This window comes from Egibacteraceae bacterium (assembly GCA_035540635.1).
Classification (GTDB): Bacteria; Actinomycetota; Nitriliruptoria; order Euzebyales; family Egibacteraceae; genus DATLGH01.
Window position 1 is genome coordinate 1 of record DATLGH010000054.1, and the last position, 26,948, is coordinate 26,948.

General features: G+C 71.5%; 25 protein-coding genes. 11 read left to right on the forward strand and 14 right to left on the reverse strand.

All coding sequences use genetic code 11. From position 1 onward, the window contains the following. The first annotated feature begins 131 nt into the window (after positions 1-131). The 6 genes from VM324_09280 to VM324_09305 all read left to right on the forward strand — a co-directional run bounded on the left by VM324_09280 (position 132) and on the right by VM324_09305 (position 4,410). The gene (locus tag VM324_09280) at positions 132-932 is read left to right on the forward strand and encodes a Ku protein (GenBank protein ID HVL99466.1); all 801 of its coding nucleotides are present in this window, start codon (positions 132-134) and stop codon (positions 930-932) included. A 41-nt stretch (positions 933-973) separates the two neighbouring features. Beyond that, entirely contained in the window at positions 974-1,444 is a 471-nt protein-coding gene (locus VM324_09285) for an FxsA family protein (GenBank protein ID HVL99467.1), read from the forward strand. A gap of 98 nt (positions 1,445-1,542) precedes the next feature. Then, positions 1,543-2,505 carry a PD-(D/E)XK nuclease family protein gene (locus tag VM324_09290; protein HVL99468.1) on the forward strand — a complete coding sequence of 321 codons (963 nt, stop codon included), beginning with the start codon at positions 1,543-1,545 and terminating at the stop codon, positions 2,503-2,505. Between the two features lie 93 nt (positions 2,506-2,598). Continuing rightward, a complete protein-coding gene (locus VM324_09295; protein ID HVL99469.1) occupies positions 2,599-2,964 on the forward strand; it encodes a hypothetical protein in 366 nt (121 codons plus the stop codon). Between the two features lie 26 nt (positions 2,965-2,990). Next, positions 2,991-4,103: a Fic family protein gene (locus tag VM324_09300; GenBank protein ID HVL99470.1), complete on the forward strand. Its 1,113-nt coding sequence runs from the start codon at positions 2,991-2,993 to the stop codon at positions 4,101-4,103. A 139-nt stretch (positions 4,104-4,242) separates the two neighbouring features. Continuing rightward, positions 4,243-4,410: a hypothetical protein gene (locus tag VM324_09305; GenBank protein HVL99471.1), complete on the forward strand. Its 168-nt coding sequence runs from the start codon at positions 4,243-4,245 to the stop codon at positions 4,408-4,410. Between the two features lie 89 nt (positions 4,411-4,499). On the opposite strand, the gene VM324_09310 is transcribed toward VM324_09305, so the two are convergent. The 3 genes from VM324_09310 to VM324_09320 all read right to left on the reverse strand — a co-directional run bounded on the left by VM324_09310 (position 4,500) and on the right by VM324_09320 (position 10,085). Continuing rightward, positions 4,500-5,828, reverse strand: a complete 1,329-nt coding sequence (locus tag VM324_09310) for a nicotinate phosphoribosyltransferase (protein ID HVL99472.1) — start codon at positions 5,826-5,828, stop codon at positions 4,500-4,502. 5 nt (positions 5,829-5,833) lie between these two features. Beyond that, positions 5,834-7,849 carry an ATP-dependent DNA helicase UvrD2 gene (locus VM324_09315; protein HVL99473.1) on the reverse strand — a complete coding sequence of 672 codons (2,016 nt, stop codon included), beginning with the start codon at positions 7,847-7,849 and terminating at the stop codon, positions 5,834-5,836. Between the two features lie 142 nt (positions 7,850-7,991). Further along, positions 7,992-10,085 carry a thioredoxin domain-containing protein gene (locus VM324_09320; GenBank protein HVL99474.1) on the reverse strand — a complete coding sequence of 698 codons (2,094 nt, stop codon included), beginning with the start codon at positions 10,083-10,085 and terminating at the stop codon, positions 7,992-7,994. Positions 10,086-10,451: 366 nt separating this feature from the next. Between VM324_09320 and VM324_09325 the strand changes: the two genes are divergently transcribed. Beyond that, complete coding sequence (locus VM324_09325; GenBank protein HVL99475.1) at positions 10,452-10,601, forward strand: hypothetical protein; 150 nt, start codon at positions 10,452-10,454, stop codon at positions 10,599-10,601. A 240-nt stretch (positions 10,602-10,841) separates the two neighbouring features. Beyond that, positions 10,842-11,882 carry an NERD domain-containing protein gene (locus VM324_09330; GenBank protein HVL99476.1) on the forward strand — a complete coding sequence of 347 codons (1,041 nt, stop codon included), beginning with the start codon at positions 10,842-10,844 and terminating at the stop codon, positions 11,880-11,882. Between the two features lie 310 nt (positions 11,883-12,192). On the opposite strand, the gene VM324_09335 is transcribed toward VM324_09330, so the two are convergent. The 5 genes from VM324_09335 to VM324_09355 form a co-directional block, all read right to left on the reverse strand. Further along, positions 12,193-13,398, reverse strand: coding sequence for an NAD(P)/FAD-dependent oxidoreductase (locus VM324_09335; protein ID HVL99477.1), 1,206 nt, complete (start codon positions 13,396-13,398; stop codon positions 12,193-12,195). 20 nt (positions 13,399-13,418) lie between these two features. Then, positions 13,419-14,201 (reverse strand): class I SAM-dependent methyltransferase, encoded by a 783-nt coding sequence (locus VM324_09340; GenBank protein HVL99478.1) that lies wholly within the window; start codon positions 14,199-14,201, stop codon positions 13,419-13,421. 93 nt (positions 14,202-14,294) lie between these two features. Beyond that, positions 14,295-17,102, reverse strand: a complete 2,808-nt coding sequence (locus VM324_09345) for an AAA family ATPase (protein HVL99479.1) — start codon at positions 17,100-17,102, stop codon at positions 14,295-14,297. Positions 17,103-17,257: 155 nt separating this feature from the next. Then, positions 17,258-17,680 carry a DUF4440 domain-containing protein gene (locus VM324_09350; GenBank protein HVL99480.1) on the reverse strand — a complete coding sequence of 141 codons (423 nt, stop codon included), beginning with the start codon at positions 17,678-17,680 and terminating at the stop codon, positions 17,258-17,260. Further along, the gene (locus tag VM324_09355) at positions 17,604-18,122 is read right to left on the reverse strand and encodes a hypothetical protein (GenBank protein ID HVL99481.1); all 519 of its coding nucleotides are present in this window, start codon (positions 18,120-18,122) and stop codon (positions 17,604-17,606) included. Before VM324_09355 ends, VM324_09350 begins: the two co-directional genes overlap by 77 nt. 1,228 nt (positions 18,123-19,350) lie before the next feature. On the opposite strand from VM324_09355, the gene VM324_09360 reads away from it, so the two are divergent. After that, positions 19,351-20,115, forward strand: a complete 765-nt coding sequence (locus VM324_09360; GenBank protein HVL99482.1) for a CPBP family intramembrane glutamic endopeptidase — start codon at positions 19,351-19,353, stop codon at positions 20,113-20,115. Between the two features lie 702 nt (positions 20,116-20,817). Here the strand turns inward: VM324_09360 and VM324_09365 are convergent. The 3 genes from VM324_09365 to VM324_09375 form a co-directional block, all read right to left on the reverse strand. After that, positions 20,818-21,882 carry a right-handed parallel beta-helix repeat-containing protein gene (locus tag VM324_09365; GenBank protein ID HVL99483.1) on the reverse strand — a complete coding sequence of 355 codons (1,065 nt, stop codon included), beginning with the start codon at positions 21,880-21,882 and terminating at the stop codon, positions 20,818-20,820. A gap of 100 nt (positions 21,883-21,982) precedes the next feature. After that, positions 21,983-22,297, reverse strand: coding sequence for a hypothetical protein (locus VM324_09370; protein ID HVL99484.1), 315 nt, complete (start codon positions 22,295-22,297; stop codon positions 21,983-21,985). Positions 22,298-22,420: 123 nt separating this feature from the next. Next, positions 22,421-22,681 carry a pyridoxal-dependent decarboxylase gene (locus VM324_09375; GenBank protein HVL99485.1) on the reverse strand — a complete coding sequence of 87 codons (261 nt, stop codon included), beginning with the start codon at positions 22,679-22,681 and terminating at the stop codon, positions 22,421-22,423. Between the two features lie 360 nt (positions 22,682-23,041). Between VM324_09375 and VM324_09380 the strand changes: the two genes are divergently transcribed. Both VM324_09380 and VM324_09385 read left to right on the forward strand, forming a co-directional pair. Further along, positions 23,042-23,470, forward strand: coding sequence for a DUF1697 domain-containing protein (locus VM324_09380; GenBank protein HVL99486.1), 429 nt, complete (start codon positions 23,042-23,044; stop codon positions 23,468-23,470). Between the two features lie 174 nt (positions 23,471-23,644). Further along, positions 23,645-23,869, forward strand: a complete 225-nt coding sequence (locus tag VM324_09385) for a hypothetical protein (GenBank protein ID HVL99487.1) — start codon at positions 23,645-23,647, stop codon at positions 23,867-23,869. A 208-nt stretch (positions 23,870-24,077) separates the two neighbouring features. Here VM324_09385 and VM324_09390 read toward each other — a convergent pair whose 3' ends face one another. The 3 genes from VM324_09390 to VM324_09400 form a co-directional block, all read right to left on the reverse strand. Then, on the reverse strand, positions 24,078-24,425 hold the full coding sequence (locus VM324_09390; protein ID HVL99488.1) for a VOC family protein: 348 nt from the start codon (positions 24,423-24,425) through the stop codon (positions 24,078-24,080). A 483-nt stretch (positions 24,426-24,908) separates the two neighbouring features. Then, a complete protein-coding gene (locus VM324_09395; protein HVL99489.1) occupies positions 24,909-25,322 on the reverse strand; it encodes a VOC family protein in 414 nt (137 codons plus the stop codon). Between the two features lie 85 nt (positions 25,323-25,407). After that, on the reverse strand, positions 25,408-26,280 hold the full coding sequence (locus VM324_09400) for an AraC family transcriptional regulator (GenBank protein HVL99490.1): 873 nt from the start codon (positions 26,278-26,280) through the stop codon (positions 25,408-25,410). Positions 26,281-26,948: the final 668 nt, after the last annotated feature.

The window sequence follows — 26,948 nt, forward strand, 5'->3', positions numbered from 1 at the left end:
GGTCGACGGTAGCCAAAGACGGTGCACTATCCCCGCAGGCCACGGGGGGGATGCGCGCGCCGCGCCGGGGGTAGATGATGGCGGCACGCGCCCCGCATGCTTCCCCACCAGGGGCGCGGAGGGAGATCGAGATGCCGCGGACACTGTGGAAGGGCTCGCTGTCGTTCGGGCTCGTGACCGTGCCGGTGGCCCTGTACGCAGCCACCGACGACAGGTCCCCGTCGTTCAACCAGCTGCGGGCCAGCGACCACAGCCGCATCGGCTACCAGCGGGTCGCCAAGGCCGACGGCGCCGAGGTCGACTACGACGACATCGTCAAGGGCTACGAGTACGAGCGCGACCGCTACGTGGTCTTCACCAAGGAGGAGCTCGACGCGCTGAAGCCGGCGTCGAGCCGTACGGTCGAGATCATGCAGTTCGTCCCTCGCGAGCAGATCGACCCGCTGTACTTCCAGCGCTCGTACTACCTCGCGCCGGAGCCGTCGGGCGCGAAGGCCTACGGGCTTCTCGCCAAGGCCATGAAGGACCAGGACACCGTCGCCGTGTGCAAGATCACCCTGCGCGACAAGGAGCACCTCGCCACCCTGCGCCTGCGCGACGACGTCTTCGTGCTCGAGACCATGTACTGGCCCGACGAGATCCGCGAGTTCAGCCTCGACGAGGTCGGCATCGACGAGCTGCCCGAACCGCGCAAGCAGGAGGTGCAGATGGCCCAGAGCCTCATCGAGAACCTCACCGAGGACTTCGACCCGACCGCCTACACCGACGAGTACCGCGCGAAGGTCGAGGAGGCGGTGGCGGCCAAGGTCGAGGGGCAGGAGGTCACGGTCGTCGAGGAGCAGGCCGAGCCGACCGGCGTCGTCGACCTCATGGAGGCGCTCAAGCAGTCCGTGGAGGAGTCGAAGAGCCGCAAGAAGAGCAAGGCCTCGTGATCAGCGGGCAGCGCCGGGCCGCCGCCGGGCGGGACTAGGCCATGCCGCTGCTGCTGTTCCTGCTGTTCGTGATCGTCCCGATCATCGAGCTGGCGATCATCATCCAGGTCGGCCAGCGCATCGGCGTCGGGTGGACCCTGGCCGCGCTCATCGGGGTCTCGCTCGTCGGCGCGGCGCTCGTGAAGGCCGAGGGGCTGCGGGCGTGGCGGCGCGTCCGCGAGGCGCTCGCGGAGGCGCGCATGCCGGCCGAGGAGGTCGTCGACGGGGCGCTCGTGCTCCTCGGCGGTGCGCTCATGCTCACCCCCGGCTTCATGACCGACGCGCTCGGGCTCTTCCTCGTCGTCCCCGTGACCCGCGGTGTCATCAACCGGGGGATCCGGGGCCGGGTGCGGTCCCTCTTCGGCCTCTCCCCGCCGCGCCGGCGCCGCAGCCAGCGCCCCGCCGGTGACCCGGTCGTCGACGTCGACGTCGTGCGCGTCGAGCGCGACGACCCCCGCCCCGACGCCGACTGACGAGGGCGGCGACCGGCGGCGCCCGGGCCTGCCGGGGCGCCGGGGGGCGAGGGCCGGCGGCGTCGGGCTGTCGCAGGGCCTCTCTACGCTTCGGACCTATGGGTGACCACCTCGACGTCAGGCAGCTCAACCCCGTGCAGCGCCGCGTGCTCGACGAGCTGCTCGCGGTGCGCCGACCCCGCCCCGTCGGCGACCCGACGGTGGCCAGGCGGTTACGGGCGGACCTCACCGCGCGCACCGCCGGTGCGGCGGCGCTCGTGCCGCCCGGCGACCGGGGGCTGTACCTCAGCAAGGGCCGCCTCGACGCGCTCGGGTGCGACGGGCGCTTCGTCGACCAGCGGGAGGGGGCGTTCCGCTTCTCGCCGGCGGTCGTGCGCGGCACGCTCGCCCACACGGGGATCGAGATCGACACCGCGGGCGGGCGGGTGCGGCCCCCGGCGGACGTGCTCGGTCAGGCGTGGGAGCGCTTCGTCGCCGAGGACCGCGCCGCCGACTACGTCGCCGGTCTGGCGCCGGTCGAGGCCGACGCGCTGCGCGCCGACGCGCTGCGCACCGTCGTGGAGTTCCGCGACCAGTTCCCGCCGTTGCCGTCCTCGTGGCACCCGCGCACCGAGCCGGCGCTGCGCGCGCGTCTGCACGACGGACGTCTGACGCTCCTCGGCCGGCCGGATCTCATGATCGGGCGGCCGACCCTCGACCGGCGGCGCCTGCTCGTCATCGACCTGAAGACCGGTGGCCGCCATCCCGCCCGCCATCGGGCCGATCTTGCGCTCTACGCGCTCCTCGCGACCGTCAAGTACGGCGTCTCGCCCTTCCAGGTCGCGACCTACTACCTCGACGAGGGTGACTGGGACGCCGTCGACGTCGATGACGACCTGCTCGCGAGCGCGGTGGCCGACGTCGCGGTGAAGGCGGAGCGGGCCGCGCGGCTCGCCTACGCCCGCCCGCCCGACCGAGCGCTACGACTCGTCGCCGGGCCGGCGTGCGGTTGGTGCACACGGGCGGCGGCCTGTCCGGCCCGGGCAGCGGCGAATGGGGCAGCCGCCGCGCACGCCGCATGAGCGCGGCCGCGCACCCCGTCGGCGCGCCGCGGGACCGGCGGGTAGAAAGGCCGTGTCCTCCGCGACCGACACAGCGACAAGGAGCAACGCCTCATGGCGACCGCGGCGGCCTCCTTCGATCTCGGCCGCACCCTGATGTGCGGCTGCAGCACGTACGCCTTCGCGAAGGCGTGCTTCCGAGGGGGTCTGTACCCACTGGGGAGGCCGGTGGGCGACGGGCTGGGCGGTTTGCTGTTCCGGCTCTTCGGCGCCTCCGACGAGAAGTCGGCGCAGCACCGCGACCGCATCCTCGAGCTCGTTGCCGGACGTGAGGCCGACATCTTCCTGCGCCTGGCCCCCGAGGTCGTCGAGGAGCTCCTCGCCCACCGCGGTGAGCGCCGCAGGGCGGCGCTGACTCGTGGATCGCTGGAGCGGCAGTGGAGGCGGTCACCCCCCGTGCGGGATGTGGCGGTCGCGTGAGGGAACGCCCGGGGAGGTTCTGACCGGTGCGGTTCTCCTACAGCGACCACCTCGTGTCCCTCGTGGCGGACGCGGGGGCGGCGGCTGCCCGGCTGGCGGCGGCGGATCCCGCCGCCCGCCAGGCCCATGCCGCCGCGGCCCGCCGGGAGTACGCGCGGTTGTCGGCCCGCCTCGACGCGAGCCCGCTGACCGACGCGACCGCCGACAAAGTCGACGAGCGCGAGTCCCGCGGGCTGCCCCCGAGCCCGCAGCAGGCCGGCAGCGTCTCCCCCGCCGCACGGGTGACCGCCGGCTGGGCCCGCACGCTCAAGATCGACGAGGCGGCGACACAGGAGGTGGCGGCGCTCGAGTACGCCAACCTCCTGGCAGCCTTCGACGTGGAGTCCGCGGTGGCCCCCGGCATCTTCGACGACCCGCGCAGGGCCCTTGCCGACCTCCACGCGGTGCTGTGTCGCGGCCTCGTCGATCCCGCGCTCGCCGGGCATGCCCGGCGGACCGAGCTCGCGGTCCACGAGGGCGCGCAGGGGCGCGTCATCTACCATCCCGCGCCGCCCGCGCGCATCGACGCGCTCCTCGACGAGCTCGCCACCTGGCTGACCGGGCCGGGCGGGGCGAAGCCGGCCCTCGTCGTCGCAGGCGTCGTGCACGAGCGCATCCTGCAGTGGCAGCCGTACGAGGCGGCCAACGGGCGGCTCGCGCGGGCGGCGTCGCGGCTCGTGCTGCGCGCCCGCGGCGTCGACCCCGATGGCCTCGCCGTCGCCGAGCGGCTGCCCGCGGCGGACCCGCTCGCGTACCACAGCGAGGTCGCCGCGACCATCCGGCGCCGCGACGACCTCGGACGCTGGCTGGAGCGCGCCGCCGAGGCGGTGGTCGCGGGACTCGCCGCCGCCGCCGATGCGGTCGCTCCACGCCCGGCATGCGCGCTCCCGGCGCGTGCCCTGGCGATCGCCGCCGAGCTCGCGCCGGGAGCCGCGCTGACCGTCGCCGACTACGCCGACCGCGCCGGGGCAAGCCGGGCGAGCGCGCGGGCCGAGTTGCGGGCCCTCGCGGGCGCCGGTTTCATGGAGATGGTGCCGGCAACGGGGGGTTTGCGGTTCCGTCGTGGCGGGCAGGCGACGAGTGAGGGCGACGCGCTGTAGGGTCGCGCCCGTCCCCGGGATGGTTGACGTGGACCGCCCAGCGCGTTTGACTACCTCCTACTCGGGTAGCAGGATACGTGTGCGGGCCAACGTCCGTGATGCCACCCGATTCGTCCAGTTGACAAAGGAGCTCACTCTCATGATGAAGCTGCGCAAGAATCTCGTGATCGGTCTGCTCGCCGGTCTCCTGGCCGTTGCAGGCGTGGCCTGCAACGGTGGAGGCGACGACGCGGGCACCGGCACCGGCACCGACACCGGCACGGACACGGGCACCGACCCGCTCGAGGGTGACCCGCTGGATTCCTAAAGGCCACACCGCAGCTACGAGGGGCCGCGCCTGTCTTGGGCGCGGTCCTTCGTCATGGTCGGGGCGGATGGCGCTCCGCTCCAGTGCGCTCAGCAGGCGTCGGCGCGCAGCCGGGCGATCATCCGCGCGCGGAGGTCCTCGAGGCGTGCGCTGCGGCGCACGGTCCACGCCCCGGCCAGCACCAGCGGGCGGATGTCGGCCACCGCCGCGCGGCAGCGCTCGCGCAGCGCGTCGATGGGGACGGGGCCGACCTCGCGCCGGCCGTCGCGCATGGCGGGGACGAGCAGCGGCTGGCCGTCGAGGTCGTCGTCGGCCAGCCCGATGACGTCGCCGTGCGGCTGCCGCCACACCTGCTTGCATCCGGGGCTCGTGGTCTTCTCGGGGCTGCCGCTGACCTTGAGCACCGGCTCCCCGTCGACGTCGGCGAGCTTGTAGACGCCACCGAACGCCGGATCGTGGCGGGCGGTCAGGAGCGAGGTGCCGACGCCGTAACCGTCGATGGGCGCGCCTTCCTCCTCGAGAGCGGCGATCCGCGGCGCGTCGAGGTCGCCCGAGGCGAGCACCCGAACCTTGGGGAAACCGGCGTCGTCGAGCATGCGGCGGGCTTCCCGCGCGAGCAGACCGAGGTCGCCGGAGTCCAGCCGCACCCCCGACAGCTCGTGGCCCCGCTCGGCGAGCTCCCCGGCGACGGTGATCGCGTTCGGCAGCCCGACGGCGAGCGTGTCGTAGGTGTCGACGAGCAGCACGCAGGTGTCGGGGAACGCCCGGGCGTAGGCGCGGAAGGCGTCGAGCTCGCGGTCGTAGCTCATCACCCATGAGTGCGCCATGGTCCCCGACAGCGGCGCGGCGAAGCGCTGACCGACCGCGACGTTGCTCGTGGCGGCGCAGCCGCCGATCAGCGCCGCCCGGCCACCGGTGATCGCGCCGTCGGGGCCGTGGGCGCGGCGGGCGCCGAACTCGAGCACGGCCTTGCCGCGGGCGGCGGTGACGATCTGCGCAGCGTTGCTCGCGACGAGCGACGCGTAGCAGATGCGGTTGAGCAGGGCGGTCTCGACGAGCTGCGCCTGCACGAGCGGCGCGGTGACCCGCAAGATCGGCTCCTCGCCGAACACCGGGAGGCCCTCGGGAACCGCCCACACGTCACCGGTGAAGCGCAGAGCTGCGAGAAGGTCGAGGAACGCGCCCCGAAAAAGGCCGAGACCGTCGAGGTAGCGCAGGTCGTCGTCGGTGAAACGAAGGTTCTCGAGGTAGTCGAGCACCGGGTCGAGGCCGGCGGCGACGACGACATCGACGCCGGCGGGCGGCTTGCGGAAGAACAGGTCGAAGGTCGCCGGCTGATCGGCGCGCCCCTCCGCGTGGTAGCCCGCCATCATCGTGAGCTCGTAGAGGTCGGTGAACAACGCGTCGCTTCGCTCCATGCGCCTCAGCCCTCCTCGCGCAGCACCCGCAGGAGCTCGTCGCCGTAGCGGCGCACCTTGGCCGGTCCGAGGCCGTGCACCCCGAGCAGCTCCTCCGGCGAGGTCGGGCGGCGGCTGACGAGCGCGTCGAGCGTGCGGTCGCCGAAGACCACGAACGCCGGCTGGCCGTCCTGCTGCGCGCGCTGCCGCCGCCACTCGCGCAGGGCTGCCGCGAGCGGGTCGCCGTCCCTCGGTGCACCCCGCGGGGTGCCCGCCGAGCGCGCGCCCGGCGCGGCGGCGGACCGCTGCGGGGCCCCGGGGCCGAGGCCGTAGAGGAACCGCGACGGGCGCCGGGGCATCGGCTTGCCGGCGTAGCCGGGGCGCGACCGTGCCCACGACAGCCACAGGTGGCGGCGCGCCCGCGTGACGCCGACGTAGAGCAGCCGGCGCTCCTCGGTGATCTCCCCGTCGTTGCGGGCGTGGGAGATCGGCACCATCCCCTCCTCGAGGGCGACGAGGAAGACCGCGTCGAACTCCAGGCCCTTCGCCTTGTGCAGGGTGAGCAGCGTGACGGCACCGTCCTGGGTCGGCGCCTCGAAGCCGCGTTCGGCGCGGGCCTCGAGGTCGGCCACCACCTCGTCGTAGGTCACGTCCGGGCGTGCCTGGACGGCGAGCGTGGCGATCTCCAGCAGTGCCGACAGGTTGCGCCAGCGCTCCCGCGCGGCCTCGCCGGGGGGCTCCTGGCGGGGGTTGAAGGCCAGGCGGTTGCGCAGGACCCGCTCCACCGCGCGGTCGGCGCGGGGCGGGCCGGTGGGTTCGGCGCCCGCCGGCGGGGGCGCATCCCGCGGGGGGGCGTCGCCGGTCTCGGCGCGGAGCACCCGCAGGGCCTGGCGGATCTCGTCGCGGGCGAAGAAGCCCGCCTCGCCGCGGACCACGCAGGGGACGCAGGCGTCGCGCAGCGCTCCCTCGAACGCCTCCGACTGGCTGTTGACCCGGTAGCAGACGGCGATCTCGCCCGGTGGGGTGCCGGCGTCGACGAGCCGGACGACGGCGTCGACGACGCCGCGCACCTCGCCCTCGGCGTCGGCGAACTCGGTGAACGTCGGCGACGGGCCGGGCGGCAGGCGGGTCACGAGCGGCTCGCGCCGCCCGCTGCGCTTGCGCGGCAGCAGCCCGTTGGCCAGCGCGAGCACCTCGGGAGTCGACCGGTAGCTCTCGGTGAGGGTGACGACCCGGGCGTCGGGGAAGTGCGTGCGGAACCGCGTGAGGTAGGCCGAGGAGGCGCCGGTGAAGCTGTAGATGGTCTGGTCGTCGTCACCGACGACGCAGAGGTCGTCGGAGTCCCCGAGCCAGGCCCGCAGCAGTGCCCACTGCGCGGGGTTGACGTCCTGGAACTCGTCGACGGTCACGTAGCGGTAGCGCCCGCGGACCTCGGCGGCCACCTCCGTGTGCTCGGTGAGCAGGGCGGTGGCGAGCAGTAGCATGTCCTCGTAGTCGATGAGGTTGCGCCGCGTCTTTACCGCCTCGTAGGCGGCGTAGACCTCCGCCATCGCCTCCGCGGGCAGCGGGCCGTCGCGGTCGGCCGCGTGTTCGGCGTAGGCGTCAGGTCCGATGCGCCGGGCCTTCGCCCACTCGATCTCCGCGGCGAGGTCGCGGGCCTCGACCCGCAGCCGGCGGGCGTCGGGCACGAGCAGGCGCACCTTGTGCGGCAGCACCTCAGGCAGCGGCGCAGCGGCGAACCGGGGCCAGAAGTAGCGCAGCTGCGCCCAGGCGGCGGCGTGGAAGGTCGCCGCGCGCACGGGGGCGGGCATGCCGAGGGCGCGCAGCCGCTCGCGCAGCTCGGTGGCCGCACGGTCGGTGAACGTGACCGCGAGGATCTCGTGCGGGCGGGCGACCCCGCTGGCGACCTGATGGGCGATGCGGTGGGTGATGGTGCGGGTCTTGCCCGACCCCGCCCCGGCGAGGATGCACACGGGTCCGCGGACCGCCTCGGCGGCCTCGCGCTGCGCGGGGTTCAAGCCGTCGAGCAGGGGGTCGGTCACCGGTGGGTCCTACCGCTGCGGGAGGGTGGTCGCCGTCATGGCCGCCGAGCGTAGCGAAACGCTGCGACACCACCGGGGCGCGGTCGAGGACCGACCACAGCGTCGCGATGTCGAGCGGCCTGACCCGGCGGGCGACGCCAACCTACTCCGGGGCGTGGCCCTCCCGGCCCGCGAGCAGTTGCCGCAGCGCCTCGGGTTTGGCCACCGGCCGTGCGCAGGCGAAGTTGCGGCACACGTAGGCCGCCGCCCGCCCGTCGAGCCGCGCCCGCCCGTGCAGCAGCGGCACGGCATGGGTGTCGCCGTCGCTGTCCCCGACGGCCAGGACGCTGCCCGGGCGCCAGCCCTCCCGGTAGACGCCGACGAGCGCGCGGGTGTCCTCGGCGGTCGGCGTCCCGACGATCGCCACCTCCTCGGGACCCGCTGCCAGGCGCTCGGCTGCCCGCAGCAGCTCGCCGAACCCGGTGGGCGCCTGGCGGGCACGGGGCCCGAGGGCGGCGAGGATCCGCTCCGCCCGGTCGGCGTGCTCGCTGTTGCCGGTGAACGCCGCGAGACGCAGGTGGACGTCGGCCATGACGCTCGAGCCCGCCGGCGTCGCGTTGTCCCACAGGTCCTTGGGTCGCGCCGGCAGCTCACCGGTGTCCTCGGAGGTCGAGAAGTACGTGCCCGTGTCGCCGTCGGCGAAGCGCGCGTCCGCGTCGGCCGCCAGCCGCCGCGCCCAGTTGAACCAGTCGGGGTCGGGGTCGGCCTCGTAGAGGACGAGCAGCGCCTGGGCGAGGTAGGCGACGTCTTCCAGGAAGGCCGGCACGCTCGCCCCGTGCCCCTCCTTCCAGGTGTGGTGGAGCGGGGCGCCGCGGAGGAGCTCTCCGCGCAGGAAGGCCGCGCACGAACGGGCCGCGTCGACGTAGTCGCCACGGTCAAGGACGGCGCCCGCCTCGGCGAGGGCGCCGAGCGCCAGCGCGTTCCAGCTCGTGAGGACCTTGTCGTCGAGGCCCGGGTGCACGCGGGTCTCCCGCCGGTCGTAGAGAGCCTGGCGGACCTTGGCGAGCCGTCCGGCGAACGCCTCGTCGCGCTCGTCGCGGGGGCGCGGCTCGTGGAGGATGGTGTGCCGGCCGAACTCGGGGTGGTGGGGGTCGGAGAAGTTGCCCTCCTCGGTGACGCCGAAGAACGCGGCCCACTCCTCGGGGTCCTCACCGGTGGCCGCGACGACCTCGGTGAACTCAGCCTTCGACCAGACGAAGAACTTGCCCTCGATGCCCTCCGAGTCCGCGTCCGTCGCCGAGGAGAACCCGCCGGCCTCCTGGCGCATCTCGCGCAGGAGGTAGTCGGCCGTCTCCGTGGCCACACGGCGGAACCGGGGCTCGCCGGTGACCTGCCAGGCGTGCGTGTAGGCGCGGAGCAGCAGCGCGTTGTCGTAGAGCATCTTCTCGAAGTGCGGCACGAGCCAGACCTCGTCGACGGAGTAGCGGGCGAACCCTCCGGCGACGTGGTCGTAGATGCCGCCGCGCGACATCCGCTCGAGGCTGTGGGTGGCCGCCCGCAGCACCCCGTCCGCGCGCGGGTCGCCGAGCCGCCGCAGGCGGAGGAAGTGGGCGAGCAGGAAGTCGATGGTCATCGCCTGGGGGAACTTCGGCGCGCGACCGAAGCCCCCGTGCTGGGTGTCCCACGCCTGGACGCAGCGGACCGCGGCCTCCTCCGGCAGCTGCGGGTCGACCGCGCCGTCGGCGGCGTCCACCTGCTGGGCGCTGCGGATATGCGCGGTGATCCGCCGTCCCGACTCGACTACCTGGTCGCGCTGGCCGGTCCATGCGTCGCTCACCGCGTCGAGCACGCGCAGGAAGCCGGGCATCCCCTGACGGTTCTCGCGCGGCCAGTAGGTGCCGCCGAAGAAGGGCGCCCCGTCAGGGGTGAGGAACACGCTCATCGGCCAGCCGCCGTGGCCGGTCATCGCCTGCACCGCTTCCATGTAGACGCTGTCGACGTCGGGGCGCTCCTCCCGGTCGACCTTGACCGGGACGAACCGGTCGTTGAGCACGGCGGCGACCTCGTCGTCCTCGAAGGACTCGTGCGCCATGACGTGGCACCAGTGGCAGCTGGAGTACCCGACGGAGAGGAAGACGGGGACGTCTCGACGCCGTGCTTCCTCGAACGCCTCGTCGCCCCACTCGTACCAGTCGACTGGGTTGTCGGCGTGCTGCCGCAGGTACGGCGACGATGCGTTCGCCAGCTTGTTTGCCACTGTGGAACACCCCCTTCCGCGCCTGTCGTTGAGGACGACCTTTCCAGGAGTGCGCCCCGGCAACCCTCCTGGCGGGCGCCCGGCCCGACCCGGGTCGGATCGTGGGTCATGTGTGCCACACGAGTCCTGTGCCGCTGGCTTGTGGTCTTCCGTCAGCGGCGGCGCAGTCTGCGCCCCAGGGCCGCCAGGCCTCGTACAGCGGGCCGATCGTGTCGATGACAAGCGTCGGGCACGCGGATGCGCGTGAGCACGTCGAGCATCCGGCCGGGTGGCCGATGCACGCGCGAGCGCTCGGCGACCGCCGCCCTCGCTCAGTGACGCGTACCAGGCGCCGGCCCCGCCGGCCCGGTGGGGTCTAAGCGAGCCGTGACCGCAGACACCGCCCTGCGACTCGCCCGCTACTTCGACACGACGGCGCGCTTCTGGCTCAACCTGCAGACCCAGTACGACCTCGACACCGAAGCCGACCGCCTCGGCGACCGCTTGGACCACGAAGTCATCACCCACGCCAGCTGACCATAGTCGAAGGGGAGGGGCTGGACACGAAACGGACCCGGCCACGGTGGCCAACGCCGAAGCCGGAAGGGAAAGCGACTGGCTGGTGCACTACCCACCTACAGCCGAGCAAGGCCCGCACCGACCCAGTGCCTTACCCGACTCCCGCAACTTGGCCGGGGGCACCAACAAGCATCCGGGAGCCACCGACCTGGGGGGGTCGGGCCTATGGCATGCTCTGCGGACTGGGGAGGGGAAGTCTTGAGCACGCCGTCACCGGTCAAGACGATGCGGTTGCGCTACGACGGGACCTGCGCGGGCTGTGGCGGGACGGTGAGCGCGGGAGAGACCGCGCACTATCTGCGCGCCGTCAAGACCGTGCGATGCCTGTCGTGCGGGCCGGAGGCCGAGGCGGCCGCTCAGGCGGGCGCGGCGCCGCAGCCCGTGGAGACGCCGCTGCCGGGTCATTCGCCGTCGACGGAGGATGCCACCGTTGAACTCGTCCAGGGCGAACTGCCGCGAAGCGGCGCCTGTGACGATTGCGGCCGCCGGCTGCGCCGCGGCAGCGATGCGCTGTTCGCCCCCACCGGCAGGGCGATGTTGTGCCTGGAGTGCGTGACCCTGGACACGGTGCACAGCCTCGGTGTCGCCGGTGGCGGCGCCCGTCGAGAGCACGACACGCGCCGCCAACGCCACCACACCCGCGTGCGCACCGCTCATCCTCGTCTGGGCGGGCTGATCTTGGCGTTGCGCGACGATCCGGCCCATGTGCGCGCCTGGCAGACCGGCGCGGTCGGCGAGGAGGACTTCGGCCGGTGCCTGTCGGGCATCGCCGGGGACCACCTCAAGGTGCTGCACGACCGCAAACTGCCGCGGTCGGCGGCCAACATCGACCACCTGGCCGTCACCGGCCAGGGCGTATGGGTCCTGGACGCCAAGCGCTACAAGGGCGGCCGGGTCGAAACGCGCGGGCAGGGCGTGTTCTCCCGCCGCTCTCCTGACCTGTTCGTGGGTGGGCGCAACCAGATGAAGTTTGTCGAAGGCGTCCACCGGCAAGTCGAGGTCGTCCGACAGGTGCTTGCACCCTTCGCCGCCGAGCACGGCCTTGCTGAGCTGCCCGTGCGGGGCGCGCTGGTGTTCATCAACGCCGAATTCGGGCTGTTCCCCTCACCGTTCGCGGTCGACGGTGTGTGGGTCGGCTGGGGCAAGGCCATCCGCAAGCGTCTGGCGAGTCAGGGCTCCGGCGCCCTGCCCGTCGCCGACATCGCCAAGCTGCTAGCCCGCCACCTGCGAGCAGGATGACCAGTGCCGCCCGGTCACCCCAGTCTCCACCGGAGTACCGGAGATATTGGAACCCTTGCATGGCCCTCGCCAAGGAGCCGTTCGGCTCCTGACTGAAGGGCGCGGAAGTGTCACGCTAGGTGAAGGGCCGGCGCGAGCGCGAGCGCCGTCCTACGGCGGTTGGGCCGTGGCGGTTTAACGGGGGTTCTTCCGCAGTACGCCACTCGGGCCGGGGCCGCATTCCCCGTCCCCACCGCCTCCGACGTCCCGGGGGGTGCTTGGTGTGTTGAGCCAACACGAGGACGAGGACTGCTCTTCAGGTTCCTTTAGTTTAGGCAGCTGCGCCGAGGAGTTTCGCCACGTTGTTCGGGTCGAAGAACGCGGGTGGGGAAAGCGTGCCGGCGATGACGCTCAAGAATGCGTCCATGGCGTCTTGCTTGCCCTGGATGGCGCCCAGGAGCTGCTGCAGCTCCGGGGGAGGCGGCTCGAGGGTGGCCAACTGCGTGGTGAGCTCGTAGTTCGGCAGGGCGTACAGGTCGCGGCGCTGCTGATACTCGCCCATCGCCTCCTCGAACGACCGGCGGCCCTGGAAGACGTCGTCGAGCGCCGTCACGCACTGCTCGGCGCCACAGAATGCGTCGGTGATGCCCTGGGCGGTCACGGGGTCCTTGGTGTAGCCGGCGTCACCGACCAGCACCCAGCCGGGACCGAAGGGCTTGCGAAAGAAGTTCGGGACGCCGCCGGCGATGATCCGCTCCTCGCGGGTGGCGGCGCGGACCCTTCTGGCGAACTCGGGCGCGCGGTTGAGCGCAGCCTGGTAGCTGGATTCGACGTCGCGGCGGAAGTCCCCTACCTGGGCGTGCGGGCAGCCGACCAGCACGAGGGTGAGGTCGTCGTTGGTCGGGATGGCCGCGAGGGCACGGTCGCCGCGGATGATGGTGACCAGTCCGTCCACGGGCAGTCCGCTCCAGTAGGTGTAGAAGGCGAGTTGCAGGACGGGCTTCTGGTGGTACCGCTGGACTCCCACGGAGCGGGCGACCACCGACCCTCTGCCGTCGGCTCCGATGACGACGCGCGCGCGTTCGGTCAGGGGACGGCCGTCGCGGCCGTGGCCGCGGATGCCGACGACGGCGCCGTCCTCGACGAGCGTGTCCTCGATCGTGAACCCTTCGCGGACGTCTGCTCCAGCCTGCGCGGCGGCGTCGAGCAGGATCTTGTCCAGCACCGTTCGGCGGGGCGCGTAGGCGGTCGAGATCCCATCGCAAGGGTGCTGGGTGCCAGTGATGACCACCGGGCCGAAGTCGAATGTGTAGCGCTCCAGCGGCGGGCAGCCGGTGGTCCGCACCGCGTCGAGCAGCCCCCACCGCTGCAGGGCGGCGACTCCGGGAGCGTGGATGACGAGCGTGGAGACGGTGTCGCTGGGGAAGGTCGCGCGGTCCACCACCAGGACGTGGTAGCCGTGTTGTGCCAGCAGCATCGCCGTGGGGGAACCGGCGCATCGTGCACCCACCACGATGGCGTCGTAGTCACTGTTCATCTGGGGACCTCCTTCCCCTGTCAGGCGTGGGCGACGACGACGCGGAAGACGTTGTCGAGGCGCACCGAGCCGTCGGGTCCCGTGCACGCCTCGAAGACGGCGGTGAGGGCGTCGCGGACGCGGTCGATGCCGGAGTGGTTGATCGCCGCGCGGGCCGGGCCCGGCGACAGGTTGGCGCGCACGGCCGTGCCCACGTCAGGCCACGTGAACGGGGTCGGCACCTCCAGCGCCCGCTCGACGGTGAGGGTGGCGGACTCGACGAGCGCCTCGAGCGCGCCGGGCGCGGCGAGCGCGAAGGGGCCACCCGCACCCGGCGGCGGGGGCGGCAGCAGCCCGCCGATGGCCGCGATGATCGCCCGCGCCTGGCAGCGCTCGGGGTCGCCCCAGGTCGCGACGGCGACTGGGGCTCTCGGAAACGCCACCCGTTTGACCTCGCGCAAAGCCTGAACCGGATCGGTGGCGTACTGCACGGAGTTGAACGCCGTGACGGCGTCGAAGGAACCGCTCGCATACGGCAGCTCCTCGACGTCGCCCTGCCGGAGGTCGGCGTCGGGGAGCCGCGAGCGCGCCACGGCGAGCAGCTGCTCGGATGCGTCGAGCCCGGTGACGGCCGCGCCGCGCTTGTGCGCGAGCTGGAGCGCCAGCCCGGCTCCGCAGCCGACGTCGAGCAGCCGGGTCGCGGTGGTCACGCCGATTCCATCGAACGCGGCCTCGTAGATGGGGGTTGCGGTGGGTTCGAGGAGCTCGGCGAATTCCTCGGCGGCCGCGCCCCACAGCGGCCCCTGCGCGTGCGCTGACCCCATGGTCGCCTCCCTGGGTCGGTGGTGAGGCGATCGTGCGCCGAGCAGGCGCTGGCGCGCTTCGGTGGGATCACGTAATTGGGCCGCAGACGCAGGCTACGTAGCGGCGGTGACGCGGGCCAGCTGCGTGCGGGTCTTGGTCTCGGTCTTGCGCAGCAGGGACTCGACGTGCTTCTCGACCGTGCGGACCGACAGGTACAGCTGGTCGGCGATCTCACGGTTGGAGCACCCTTCGATGACGAGCGCCAGCACGTCGGCCTCGCGGCGGGTGACGCCCAGGCGGTTCCACGCCGGCGGCATCGTCGCCGGGTACCTGCGCCGCAGGGCACGGCACGCGTCCGCGGGTGGCTTGTAGCCGTGCCGTCGGAACCAGCCCTCCGCGTCGGTCAGCCACCCGTCGGGGATGGTCCAGCCGTCGGCGGCCGCCGCCTCGGCGGCGAGCCGCCGCGCGACGCACCGCCACAGCGGGACGTTGGCGAGTTGCTGGTCCGCTTCGAAGGCCAGGGCCGCGGCCCGGTCGTGTTCGCTCCAGCCGGCGATGACCGCTTGCGCCATGGTGAGGCACCCGCGTCCGGCCCGGCTCACCGCCACGCCAGCCTGTTCCATTTCCGCCACCGCCGCCGTCGCCTCTGGCCGGTGATGAACGGCCAGCAGCAGCGGCCACGCCGCCCGGAAAGCCGCCGGCGGCGCCGTCTCCGAGCCGCGCAGCAGCGTGGTGCAGCGCTCGGCCGCGGCCAGTGCCTGCCCGGTGTCGTTCGCGAGCAGTGCAGCGACCAGGTCGCAGGCGCCGACGAGCAGGCCGTCGATGTCGCGGTTGCCCGGTGCGGCGGCGCGGGCCGCGGCGGCGGCCGTCTCGCGCTGCTCGGGGTCTCCGATGAGCGCCGCCGCCCCGGCCACGTGCTCCCAGCCGTAGGCGACGACGAGGTCGAGCCCGAGCTCGGTGCCCCGTCGCACTGCCTCGAGCCCGTGTCGTCGCTCGCCGTCCAGGTCGTGGAGTGCGTCGTAGCCGGCGGCTAGCTCGATGTCGAGGATCGCGGCGGTGGCCATCGCACCGAGGGATTCGGCCAGCGCTTGCGCTTCGGCCAGCACGCGCACGTCGGAACGGTCGAGCAGCCCAATCGTGCCGATCTCGTGCAAGGCTTGCAATCGCCGCAGCGCCAGGCCGTGGGCCTCCGCAGCGGCCAGCGCCTCACGGAACCAGGCTTCGGCGCGCTGGAGCGACGAGCGGCGCGCGCACCGCCCCAACAGCTGCAGCGCCCCGCATTCGACCTCGGGCAGCGTGGCTCGGCGCGCCAGGTCGAGCGCGGCTCGGGCCTGCTCCTCCGCACGTGCGCCGTCGCCGACGCCGATGGCCAGTTCGCCCTCGCGCAGGGCGAACTCGGCCTGCAGCGCTGGCGAACCACCGTTCGCGAGGAGCGGCCGCGCCGCAGCCAGCTGCTCGGTGGCCCCCTCCCAGCGGGCAGCGGTGGTCGCCGCGCCGGCAAGGCGCAGGTGGACGGCGGCCGCTCGTGCCGCCGGCAACCGGGCGACGAGGTCCTGCCCGATCACGACGGCGTCGTCGAACCGGCCGGCCAGCGCCAGCGCGTCGACCAGCCGTTCGCGCGCGAGGTCCCGGGCCTCCCCGGCCGGCAGCAGCTTGGCTGCCCGGTCGAGGCCGACGACCGCGGTCTGCAGCGCTCCGCGCTCCAGCGCGTCCTCGCCGGACGCCAGGTACAACCGGCCGGCCCGCTCGGTGTGCCCCGCACGCTCGGCCAGGCGGGCAGCGACATCCCGGTGTTCCCCACCTTGCTGTCCGCCCGCGGCGTCCAGGGCCGCGAGGACTGCGGACGCCGCCGACGCGCGGCGTGGGGGGACGGCGGAATGGAAGACCGCCTCGGCGGTGAGCGCGTGGCGGAACCGGAACCCGTCACCGTCCACGGCCACGAGCTGAGCCGCCACGCCGCGCTCGAGCGCCTCGACAACCTCGGCCTCGGGCAGCCCGGTGGCCGCGCCCAGCAGGCGCCAGTCGAAATTGCGACCGAACGCGGCCGCCGTCACCAGCAGCCGGCGGTCGGCCTCAGGCAGCAGGAGCAGGCGTGCCTGCACGGCATCGGCGAACGATGGGGGCAAGCCGGATGTGACGAGCATCTCCTCCACGAGAAACGGTACGCCGTCGGCGAGCCCGACGACCCGGTCCACCTCGCCTGCGCCGACACCGCCGGTGCAGCCGTAGACCATCGCCGCGACCTGGGCATCGTTGAGACGGCCGAGCTCCACCACCGGAGCCGTCCGCCTCGCCGCCACTCGCCGCACGAGGTCGCGCGCCGGGCTGTGCTCGTCGGAGCGCACGGTGGACACGCACAGCACCGGAGCCCGCCCGAGATGGTCACTGAGATGCTCCACGACCGCGATCGTCTCGGGGTCCGCCCAGTGGAGATCTTCGAGCACGAGCAGTCCGCCCCGGGGTTGGGCCACGGACCGCAGCAGACGCAGCACCGCCTCACCCCGAACCGGCGCGCTTGCCTCGACAGGCGCACCCGCTGATCCCACGGTCGGCACGACAGCGGCCAGCACCGGCAACCACATCTCAAGGTCGCCCCCAGCCGATACCGCTTCGGGAACGACCGCGGCCAACGCTTCGGTCAGCGGCCGAAAGGCCGTTGCGCTGGACCCCGGCACGGCACGCCCGCGCAGCACCAGCACGCCTCGGGACGTCGCCATCGACACGATCTCGTGCACCAACCGCGACTTGCCGATGCCCGCCTCACCAACCACAAACACCAAACCACCACGCCCGGCGCACGCCGACTCGAGGGCCGCCGCCAAGGCATCAACCTCCGCGGCCCGCCCCACCAGAACCGGGCATGGGACGACGGGAAGCATGCCCCCATTCTGTCCCGCGGTCGGATCGTCCGTTACCTGCATCCAACTACCCCGCCCAAGGCTCCGGCCCCTCGGACCGCGGAGCGCTGTTGGTACGCGTCCCGGCTGCGTGCGTCAGCCTCTCGGGAGCGGGACGCGTGCCTGGTCCGACGGCTTGTGTGCCTGGTAGTCCCTGCGGCTTCTCGGGTCGAGAGTAGTTACGGCTCGATCGCCGTGCTTACCGGGCGAGGGGTCGTGATTGGGTCGGCGTGGCGGTGCACGATCTTCCACGTGCCGTCCTCAGGTCGGAAGATCATAGTGACCCGCAGCGATATGGCGACCTTGTCGCCGCTGCCGGCCAGTCGCCCCTCATGCCGCTCCACCTGGACGACGTAGGCGAGATCGGGGGTGGCGTATCGCGACACTTCCTCGAATCGGCTCGACACCTCTTCGAAGCGGACAGGGCCGCCCTCCTGGAAGTTCGCGCCTGCTTCGAGGGCCGCCTTCCTCACTTCGACCGGTCCCCGGCGAGGCGGTCCCAATGGATTGTTGAGCGTTACGTCGTCATCGTCGCGCTCGGAGAAGAAGCTCGCGGCGGGTTCCGGGTTGCCTCGACGGGTCGAAGCGCTCGACCCCCACACCGGCTACCCCTGGCAGGATCGTCGCCGTACTCCGCCCGCACATCACCAGCTCACCGGCGCGGCGTCGGGGCCGGTCGATCAGGAAGCTGCTGGCCGGCTGGGGGACCCGTATCCCGAAATGCTGGCCGAGCGCTCCGCGCAGCTGGTCGTAAGCTGCCTGGAGGTGCTGCAACGCCGCTGCGCTCTCCTCGTCGGTGAGCTGGAGGACATCGGGAATGCTGTCTTCCGGTGGGTCCAGCGGCACTTCCACACCGACCTCGACGTAGCCCGCACCCCCCAGCACGCGACCGAGCGAGGCGACAGCGCCCAGCTCCAGCACCGGCGGGTCCAGGATCCCAAGCACACCACCGGCGGCAACGGTCAGCTCCCAGCGGGGACCAAGAGACTCCGGCGCAGGCGGATCCCACACTCTCCTGACGCCCGCGGGCTCGCCGGCCATCACGTCGGGCAGCCTCGGGATAGGGACGCGTCCGGGGCCAGTCCTGGAAGAACGCAGCGTCCAGCGGCACGGCATCCGGCAGCAGCGGCCGTTCGTCGGGCGACCCTGCGCTGGCAGCAACCCGTCGCTCTACCTGCGCTCGGGCGGCGGTGTAGCGCTCACCGGTGGCGGCCATGCGAGCGCGGACCACCCGCTTGAGTCCTTGTCTTTGGGCATCGGTCCTCATCCCCGGCCGCGCCCGAGCCAGCCCCGGAACAGACTCGGCACAACCTGAGAAACCGATGTGTGACCCGGGAGTACGCCCCCTTCGCTCAGAGCCCACAACCGGGATCCGGACTGCCGAACTGGGCGTCAGGCCGCGCCCACCGCCAAATCGTCGACTACGCATCGGTTCTCGTCAAGGACGACAGAGACGTGGGCCGGCCCCGACGGGCGGCTCGTCTGGGGGACCCTGAAAGCCGCGTGGCGAAGTGGGCGCTACCACGCAACCAGCGAGCTCGACCGACGCGACGGTACCTGCGATTCCGGGCGTTCCCGGGGGCGCGTCATACTGGAATGGAACACTCCGGATTCGTCCATCTGATGGACTGCGAAATGACCGGCCGAGGCAGGTGGACCCTTGCCTTCGGCCTGTCTGGGGCCACAAACGCGCTCCTCGTCGTCTTCCTGGTCACGGTCGTCATGCCGTTACGCACAGGGCTATGGCGAGATGTAGTCGGCGTTCCGGACGCCCCCGGACCCCCGGACGCTGCCGGCGGCATGCTCGAAATCGCCGGGCGACGACGGTGGTCCCCGCGACGATGGTCCTCCACGCGCAAACCGTCGGAGGTCCCGGCTATCGCACGGCCGGTACTGCGGCCCAACCACCCTCGCGTCACGCCACGAGTGCGGTACAAGCCGGGTAGGGCGGAGGTCGACGGCGGCGGGACACGTCACGCTCCGTAGCTGCCGCGCCCTCCCGTCCTCGCTCGACTGCGTGGAGGCAACCGTAGAGTTCCGCCGCTCTCGGAGGCCGGCGTGGGGCTTTGAATGCATCCCACCCTCGGGGGCTGGGACCTGAGGCCTCAGCCGGCGGGGTACCGGGGATACCTACGCGCTGCCACGGGCGGGTGGTTGATGAAGGGCCGCTTACTGCCTCATTCTTCAACCACCCGCCCGTGGGCGGTGGAAAACCCGGCGGCGGTGGATGCGCGCCAGCTGCGGGACCTCGTGAAGCGGGAACACTGGGCAGATGCGTGTCCTTCTGCGTCTCTGGCGTCGCGGGTCCAAGCGGTGCCGGCAACAGCTCGGCAACGGCGAGTGCTTCGCCGCGCCCAGATCGAAGGGGGGCAAGGCCGCCGTTCTCGCGTTGCACGTCGCGCCAGGGATTGTCGCGGCGCTTCTGTTGCGCCACGCCCGAATGCCGTTGATGCGCCTGCTTGGGCTGAGCAGCTCGACGGTGCAGATCGTTGTCATCATGACCGGCGCGATCATGCTCGCTGCCCTGACTGGTGGGACGTTTCTTCTCGCCCGGCACTGGGATGGGTTGCGGGTGCGGGCGGCGATGCGCTGCCTCGGTCTGACGAGCTTCGATCCCGTCGCGCTGGTCATGGCAGTGGCGGCCTGGGGCGTGCTCGTGGTGTTTCCCTTCGACGGGATACGCGAGCTCATCGCGGTTGGGGTGGGTAAGGTCCCCTGGCTCGCCCTTCCGCCTTGGCACTTCCAGGCCTACGCCGCGTTTGAGCAGATCCCACGACCCGCCGCCGCCTTTGCGCTGGTCGCGAACATCATGGGCGAGGAGCTGTGGTTTCGCGGTTATCTGCAGAACAAGCTGTCGTTTCTCGGTTCGTCGACGTGGGTGTGGGCCGGGCTGTTGTTCACTGCCTACCACGTCTTCCAGGCGCCGATCAGTTATCCGAACTTCGCCGGCGCTCTGGCACTATCCGGGCTGTACGCGCTGCGCAGGGACTTGTGGGCGTGTGTGCTCCTGCACACCCTCCTGCAAGCGCCGGTGTGAGGTCAGCCGGTGTGGGCGACGGTCCCCGTGACGAGCGACGGTCATTTCACCTGGGCGCTGCCGCCCGGGTGGAATCGCCATCAGCGGCCTCCTAGACACCGCGGAACGCCTGTTCCTTGACCGGGGCTACGGGGGCACCACGGTCGCTGCGGTCGCCGGCGAGTCCGGCGTGTCGGTCGAGAGCATCTACAAGGCCTTCGGCGGCAAGTCCGGCCTCGAACATCCCCGTGAAGTTGTGAGCGAGTCGATCGTCAGCGGCCCGCACGAAACCACGGCTACGCGAGGTCGACCAGCGTGTCCGCAACCCGGATAGCGGTCGGCGGCCGAACGCGGCCCAATGTCACTCCGAGCCCTCGTCGAGCGCGACCATGCCGGGTTGGCATGAGGTGCGCGTCGCACGGCCGGTACTGCGGCCCAACCACCCTCATGCAGTCACGAGTGCGGTACAAGCCCGCCCCGGAAGGCCCGCAGTCGCCTCAGCCGCGTACTCGCCGGCCACCGCGTCGGCATCGATCCCCGTCGCCCAGCGTGACGACGAACTGGCCTGGCACAGGCTGGCTGGCGCGTGGGGCCGCCGTCACGGACGGTGCGGGGCCGACCAGCATGGCCGCGACCTGCAGGCCCGCGGACGTGGCAACCCGGCGCGCCGGTACGGTGCGAGTCATAGCACCTGCGTCCCTCCGTCCGTCGATCCCGTCGAGCTCACCGCCTCGTTACGCAGTCCTGGTTGCCGGTGCCGGTGTTGCGACGCCAGGTGTTCTGGTCGCAGCCGGGGTTGCCGTCCCAGAAGTCGAACATCCCGTTGCCGCTGCCGGTGTTGCGGACGAGGTCATTGAGCACGCCCCGCGGGTTGCCGGTGGGTCCGTGGACCGGCAACGTCCCGAGGGGGAAGCCGGTGCGCCGGCCCACGCTGATCCCGGCGGCGCGGTTGTCGACCACCTGGTTGTGGTGGATGGCGTTGCGGCTGCCGAACACGCGGATGCCGTCGCCGGGCACCTGCCCCCAGAAGCCGTTGTTCTCGACCAGGTTGCGCATGACGGCGTTGCGGTCGGTGTCGGCGAACAGTGACAGCCCGTCCAGGCCGTTGCCGCGGATCACGTTGGACATGACCGCGTTGTCGGGCCCCACGCCGGGCTCCAGGCGCACGCCGATGTTGTCGCAGAACCGCGCTCCGGTGACCCGGTTCACCCGGCAGAACCGGTTATCCTCCACCACGTTGTGCATCACCGCGTTGCGTGCCGCCGGCGCGGCGGTGAACGACGGGTGGTCCGAGTCCGGACGGGCGTACAGGCCGATGCCGGCGAACGGCCCGTTGTTGACCGTGACGTTGTGGGCGATGCGGTTGTCGCTGGAGCCGAGCACCGCGATGCCGTCGCCGTAAAGCGTCCCGGGTGCGGGCGGGTGCCCCTCGGACTGGCCGATGTTGTCGCGGGCGACGATGCCGGTGACGTGGTGGTTGCCCCCGCCCTGGATAACCACGCCGCCGTCGAAGTCGCGCACGGTGCCGTTCATCACCTTCACGCCGATGACGTCGAGCACGTGGATGCCGGCGCCGTCACCGACGTCCTCGGTGCCGAAGATCGTGTAGCCGTTGAGGTCGAGCGTGACGTCGTCGGCGGTGACGATCAGCCCGTAGTTCTCACACGGCCCGATGTCGTGCCGCAGCGTGGTGTCCTGCGTGATCTGGCTCCCGCAGCCGATCTCCTGAGCCGCCGCCGGTGCGAGCAGGACCGTGGCGAGCAGCGTCGCCACGACCAGCAGCAGCATCCCCGGCCTGATGCCTTGAACATGTGACATGGTGCGCCCCTGCCGCGTCCCGCCGGTTCCCCCGTGACCACCTCCAGTGAACGCCGCGCCGGCGGCGGAGTCAATAGGCGGTGCGTGCTCCCTGAACCCGGGCGCCCAGCTCGCGAACGACCTCGACCGCCAGCTCGACGTGGGACCGCTCCAGCCGGTGGTTGACCGAGCAGGCGCGCAGGGCCGCACGCCCGCGCACGGTGGTGCCGGCGATGAACACCCGCCCGTCGCGCTGGATGGCGGCCGGCAGGGCGCGGTTGAGCCGGTCGACGGTCTCGTCCTCCGCGCCGGCGGGCCGGTAGCGGAAGCACACGACCGACAGCGGCACGGGCGCGGCGAGCTCCAGGTCGTCGACCTGCTCGACGAGGTCGGCCAGGTGGCGCATCGTGCGGACGGTGTGCTCGATGGCGTCGATCAGGGCGTCGGGGCCGTAGGCCAGGAACGTCGTCCAGACCTTGAGCGCACGGGCGCGGCGGACAGCTCGCCGTAGTCCATGGCGTCGTGCCGCTCACCGTCCTGGCAGGTAGGCCGGCACCAGGCTGAAGGCGGCCCGCAGGCGCTCGGCGTCGCGGACCAGCACGCAGTCGGCGTCGAAGGGCACGAACAGCCACTTGTGCGGGTCGAGGGCGACGGAGTCGGCGCGGTCCAGCCCGCGGAACGCGTCACCGACCAGCGCCGTCCCGGCCGCCAGCGCTCCGTACGCGCCGTCGACGTGAAACCACAGGTCCTCCTCCTCGCCCGAAATCGGCCAGGGCGTCGAGCGGGTCAACCGCCCAAGTGTTGACGGTGCCGGCTGGCCCTGGTGCACTGGTCCCTCGGAAGCGTGTGGCCCGACCGCAGATTTTCGGCCTCGACTCTTGGGCGCGCATCGGGCGCAGCACCACTGAGCCGGAGCGCTTGGGGCCGCCAGGAGGAGGCGGGCCCGGCCATGGGCGGACGCCGCCCACGTGGGACATCGTGCACCGGAGCCGATGAGGCGCCAGGCCGTCCTCACACGCCACCACGAGGAGCAGGGCGGTGTCTCACGCCGTTCTCTTGCTCCTGACCGCTCGATCCAGGCTGTTCTTCCGTAGGATGTCGTGGAGTGGTCGAGGCGCTGGTCGATGCCTCGTAGGAGAGGGAGCGGTCGGTGCGATTCGTGGTCTTGCTTCGCGGCGTCAATGCGGGTCCTCGCAACCGGATCAAGATGGGACCGCTCAAGGCGGCTTTGGAGAAGGCCGGCTTTCTCCACGTCCGCACGCTGTTGCAAAGCGGCAACGTCATCGTTGACCACGACGGCTCGGCAGCCCAGGCTCAGAGCGCGGTCGGTCAGGTTCTGGTCTCTGGCTTCGGGCTGGACGTGGCGGTCCTGGTTCGTGATGAGGCCGCGTGGCGGGGCCTCGTGGCGGACAACCCCTTGGGCGATGTGGCCACCGACGGTAGCAAGCACTTCGTTGTCTTCTGCTCTGAACCGCACGACCCTGCGGTGCTGCCAGCGGCCGTCGCGCCGGAGCAGCTGGTCGCCCGGCCGAGGGAGCTGCACGTGTGGTCCCCCGGGGCGTGCGGGACGGCCTGCTGATGAACGCCCTGAGCCGCCGCCCACCCGCGCCGGTGACGACCTTTCGCAACTGGAACACCGTCGCCAAACCGGGAGTGATGCTTGACGATGCAGCAAGCGGATAGGCCCCCGAGGCCGCCGACGGGTGGGAGGCGCTGGACGTCCTTCGTCGCCCCCGATGCGCCGCCGGACAAGATGGCCCGCCACCTTCACGAGCACACCAACCCGCCGCACCGGCTGCGCGTCGAGCACGACGCCTACACGCTGCTGATCCATCTCAGCGGGGAGGACGGTCAGGGCTGGACCACCATTGCGATCGATCGACTCACCCGCGCCTGGGGGGTCGCTCAGGGCAGCCGCCAGTCCGACACTGCACAGGAAGCCTACGACGACCTGTACGGACCAAAGCCACACGAATGAAGCCGTCCGGTGAGCTCTGGCCGAGGTTGGGGAACTCTCAGCGACCGGTGAGGTCGGAGCTACGGGGTAGCGTTGCTGCGGCAAGCTCGCCGCCCAGGTGACACGGACGAGCAGCTTTCGTCTAGACATCGACACCGGCGGGTCTCCCAGTGATGAGGCAGGGTGCGGCCACCGCCCTCGGGCCGCTGACCCGCGGGACGGCGGCGTGTCATCGGTGGCTCAGCACGTTGACCACCCGACCGTTGGGGTCACGGACGAAGAACCGTCGCACTCCCCACTCCTCATCCTCCAAGGGGTGGACGACCTCCGCGCCGCTCTCTTGCATCACTGCATAGGCGGCGTCCACATCGTCCACCTCAACGCTCATGTCGGGCACGACCGGCGCGGTCTTGTCGTGGCTCATGAACGTGACTTGCGCCGTGGGGTTGGAAGGGGAGGCGAGCGTCATGACCCAGCCATGGTCCATGACCTCCTCAAGGCCCAGGAGGCCGTAGAAGTCCCGGCTGTCCTCCATGGCCTCTGATCGGATGTTGGGCACGACCCGGCGGATGGACATAGGCAACTCCTGATAGGCGAGAGCAAACGTGTCTCCGATTCTCTTCCGATGACCCTGCATCGTCGCCGCGCTGCGGCGCTTACCGTGTCATCTCCCACGCCGCGACGAGCTTCGCGGGCGCTCGGCTGCGGTAGCTGTCCTCAAGCACCTCGGTGAGATGGTCGAGTGTGATGTCCTGTAGGCGGACCAACATGGCCGGATGCCCGCCGTAGTGGGGTGTGCTGAACAAGGCACCTTCCGAGGCGTCGATTGAGGAGGTCCTTCTGTTCCAGGTCGCAGAACACCACCAGAACCTGCGTTCCGTGCACCCCGTCGCGTTGATGTTCGCTCTCGCTCCACAGCCGGCAGAACGGCATCTTCCTGACCTTGAGCGCCGGCATGCCGCGATACGACGGGGCCTCCACCACCTCAGGGAACGCACCACCGATGCGTCGCACATCGTCGAAGGTTGGCATGGCGACCTCCACATTGGGGGCTCGGTTCTCAGTGCCCGGTGACCGACCACGGGTCGTAGCTTCCGAACGTCCACACGTGATCGCCCGGGTCACGGCAGGTGTACTCCTCGCCGCCGTGGTCGCGGCGTCTGGGATCGGTGATGATCTGTGCACCAGCCTCGCGTGCACGCCGGTGGTGGGCGGCGACGTCTTGGATCACGACGTAGAAGCCGCAGGTGGGCTTGCCCGCGTCCGCCACGGTCGACATCAGTTGGCCGTACTCGCCCTGCCCGGCGATGGCCGGCATGACCATGGCGCCGCCAAGGGTCAGTTCGACGTGGACGAGTTCGCCGTCGGCGTCCTCGTACTGGGCGTGGCGTTCGAAGCCGAACGCGGCTACGAGGAACTGCACGGCCTGACGGACGTCGTCGTAGGAAGGCGTAGCGATCACGGATTCCGGCAAAGTTCATCTCCTTTGAAGGTCGCGTATGGCACCGACGCTACGGCGGGCGGCGCCGGCCGTCTTGGAAGAAACGGCCCGTCAGCGCTCAGGCCTGATGGAGATCGAACACCCCGCCCGCATCGGGCAGGTGGGCGGCAGCAAGCTGTCGGGGGGTCAGCCCGCTGAAGGCCCGAACGGCGTTCGTCAGGTGCGCTTGGTCGTAGTAGCCCGCTGAGGAGGCGATCTGTGCCAGACCGGGCGGGTCGGGTCGGCTGAGGAGTTGCGCGGCATGCCCGAAGCGGGCCAGCAAGGCCAGACGCTTGGGAGACAGTCCCAGTTGCTCCCCGAAGCGTGCTCGTAGGCGTCGCGAGCTCCAGCCGACCTCATGCGCGAGCGATGTCACGCTGACGCGCCCACGCAAGGCCACGATGCGTCGCCACGCGTGCTCGACCGCTGGATCGGGACGCATGCCCGAGGCGAGCCGCCGAGTCAGTTCGCGATCGAGCCGCCGGAATCGTGACGGCCAGTCGGGCGCGCACGCCAGATCGTCCACGAGCCGTTCGGCATCCGCGCCGAACACAGCAGCCAGCGGCACGGTCAGTCCGGTGAAGTCACGCAAGGGGCCCAGCAGACGAAAACCCGCGACCGGTCCGAGGTCGATCTGGATGCCATGGTGCTCCTGCGCCTCGATGAGAACGTGCTCATCGTGAAGGCCAGAGAGGAACGAACTGACTGCGACTGCAGCGTCGCGACGGTGGGAGGGAGTGATGGTCTGGACCGGACCGAAGCTGACCACCAGGGGCAGCACCGCCGAGGGAACCCCTCGATGGGTCGCCGGAACCGCCAGACGTTGGCGGTAGCCGTGGTAGCCGTCGACCAAACCACGCAAGGGTGGGCTCGGCCGCTGCCACGCCCGCTCCCATCGACCCAGTTCGGACTGGTGCAGGATCGCAGAGCTGTCTCCACGGTCGGTCTTCATAGCTGAACCATAAACAGGTGGAATGCTCGGCCTACCCTGCGTGGCCACAATCACCTTGTGGGTTTGCTCGATCCGCTTCTACCGGGGCCAGCAAGCATCGCGCGTGGCCGGTAGGTGGCACGCAAGGGTTGAGATATCCGACGATCGGAGCTCCATACCGCAAGTTCGGAGATCCCGGATATCGCACGGCCGGTACTGCGGCCCAACCACCCTCGCGTCACGCCACGAGTGCGGTACAAGCCGGGTAGGGGGGAGGTCGACGGCTGCGGCACGCGTCACCCTCCGTAGCTGCCGAGCTCTCCCGTGCCGCTCGACTGCGGGGGGAATATAACCGTAGGAGGCCCCGGCTCCGGCATGTTGCCGACCCCTTGGGGTGGCTCGGCGTTCCGGTGGCTAGCGGTGACCCTGGGGGTTCCGGGGAACTCCTAACGTTGCCCTGATCTACCCGTCCTCGTCGCCGTGGGCGTCTAGGAAGTGCCGGCCTGGGGAAGGAATCTGCCCATGAGCGCCCACATCATCGGTCGGCCCGACGACGACCTCCTCGACATCATGCTCGGCCACGGCGCCGATCCCGAGCAGGCCATTATCCGCGGCTCGGAGCAGGGCCGGGAGGAGGACGACGGCTTCGAGGACCACCTGCCCGGCGATGAGCCCACCGCGCTGGAGCT

What these genes read in the sequence shown, in the direction of transcription:
- VM324_09280 (HVL99466.1), top strand. Translation starts at nt 132, where the DNA reads ATGCCGCGGACACTGTGGAAGGGCTCGCTGTCGTTCGGGCTCGTGACC.
- VM324_09285 (HVL99467.1), top strand. Translation starts at nt 974, where the DNA reads ATGCCGCTGCTGCTGTTCCTGCTGTTCGTGATCGTCCCGATCATCGAG.
- VM324_09290 (HVL99468.1), top strand. Translation starts at nt 1,543, where the DNA reads ATGGGTGACCACCTCGACGTCAGGCAGCTCAACCCCGTGCAGCGCCGC.
- VM324_09295 (HVL99469.1), top strand. Translation starts at nt 2,599, where the DNA reads ATGGCGACCGCGGCGGCCTCCTTCGATCTCGGCCGCACCCTGATGTGC.
- VM324_09305 (HVL99471.1), top strand. Translation starts at nt 4,243, where the DNA reads ATGATGAAGCTGCGCAAGAATCTCGTGATCGGTCTGCTCGCCGGTCTC.
- VM324_09310 (HVL99472.1), bottom strand. Translation starts at nt 5,828, where the DNA reads ATGGAGCGAAGCGACGCGTTGTTCACCGACCTCTACGAGCTCACGATG.
- VM324_09335 (HVL99477.1), bottom strand. Translation starts at nt 13,398, where the DNA reads ATGAACAGTGACTACGACGCCATCGTGGTGGGTGCACGATGCGCCGGT.
- VM324_09340 (HVL99478.1), bottom strand. Translation starts at nt 14,201, where the DNA reads ATGGGGTCAGCGCACGCGCAGGGGCCGCTGTGGGGCGCGGCCGCCGAG.
- VM324_09345 (HVL99479.1), bottom strand. Translation starts at nt 17,102, where the DNA reads ATGCAGGTAACGGACGATCCGACCGCGGGACAGAATGGGGGCATGCTT.
- VM324_09360 (HVL99482.1), top strand. Translation starts at nt 19,351, where the DNA reads ATGCGTGTCCTTCTGCGTCTCTGGCGTCGCGGGTCCAAGCGGTGCCGG.
- VM324_09365 (HVL99483.1), bottom strand. Translation starts at nt 21,882, where the DNA reads ATGCTGCTGCTGGTCGTGGCGACGCTGCTCGCCACGGTCCTGCTCGCA.
- VM324_09370 (HVL99484.1), bottom strand. Translation starts at nt 22,297, where the DNA reads ATGCGCCACCTGGCCGACCTCGTCGAGCAGGTCGACGACCTGGAGCTC.
- VM324_09385 (HVL99487.1), top strand. Translation starts at nt 23,645, where the DNA reads ATGGCCCGCCACCTTCACGAGCACACCAACCCGCCGCACCGGCTGCGC.
- VM324_09390 (HVL99488.1), bottom strand. Translation starts at nt 24,425, where the DNA reads ATGTCCATCCGCCGGGTCGTGCCCAACATCCGATCAGAGGCCATGGAG.
- VM324_09400 (HVL99490.1), bottom strand. Translation starts at nt 26,280, where the DNA reads ATGAAGACCGACCGTGGAGACAGCTCTGCGATCCTGCACCAGTCCGAA.